Origin of the sequence: Streptomyces sp. P17, assembly GCF_032436805.1 — a bacterium.
Lineage (GTDB): Bacteria > Actinomycetota > Actinomycetes > Streptomycetales > Streptomycetaceae > Streptomyces.
On the sequence record NZ_JAVRBF010000202.1, the window covers coordinates 1 to 923 of the forward strand.

Annotated in this window: 1 protein-coding gene; it reads right to left on the minus strand. The window is 71.2% G+C overall.

Annotated features, from left to right (window positions below):
• On the minus strand, positions 1-907 hold a 907-nt coding region (locus RMT89_RS40365; RefSeq protein WP_315888726.1), incomplete at its 3' end, for a LacI family DNA-binding transcriptional regulator.
• Positions 908-923: the final 16 nt, after the last annotated feature.

The window sequence follows — 923 nt, forward strand, 5'->3', positions numbered from 1 at the left end:
CCACGGCGTGCCGTCCCATGTCCTGGGCGGGGATGGAGACGGAGGTCAGGCGTACCGAGGCCTGGACGGCGACCTGGTCGGGGCAGATCGCGACCACCGACACGTCCTCGGGGACGGCGCGGCCCTGCTGGCGCAGCAGGGCGAGCAGCGGTTCGACCGCGGACTCGTTCTGCACGACGAAGCCGGTGGTGTGGGGGCGCTCGTCGAAGATGCGGGCGAGGGTGACGGCCATCGCGTCGTAGCCGCCCTCGCACGGGCGGTGCAGCAGCCGTACGCCCAGCTCCTGGGCGCGGGAGCGCAGTCCGTCCAGGGTGCGTTCGGCGAACCCGGTGTGCCGTTCGTAGACGGCGGGCGCCTCGCCGATGACAGCGATGTCGCGGTGGCCGAGCATCGCCAGGTGCTCCACGCACAGCGCGCCGGTCGCCCGGAAGTCCAGATCGACGCAGGTCAGCCCGGAGGTGTCGGCGGGCAGTCCGATCAGCACGGATGCCTGGTCGGTGTCGCGCAGCAACGGCAGCCGCTCGTCGTCGAGTTCGACGTCCATGAGGATCATCGCGTCGGCGAGTCCGCTGCCGGTGACCCGGCGCACCGCGTCGGGGCCCTCCTCGCCGGTGAGCAGGAGGACGTCGTAGCCGTGGGTGCGGGCGGTGGTGGCGACCGCGATGGCGATCTCCATCATCACCGGTACGTACATCTCGGTGCGCAGCGGGATCATCAGCGCGATGATGTTCGACCTGCTGCTGGCCAGCGCGCGGGCGCCGGCGTTGGGGTGGTAGCCGAGCTCGCGGATGCTCTGCTCGACCCGCAGCCGGGTGGTCGCGGAGATGGACCGCTTGCCGCTGAGGACATAGCTCACCGTGCTCGCCGACACTCCGGCGTGCTGGGCGACCTCGGCGAGGGTGACCATCCAGCTCTCCAAGCTT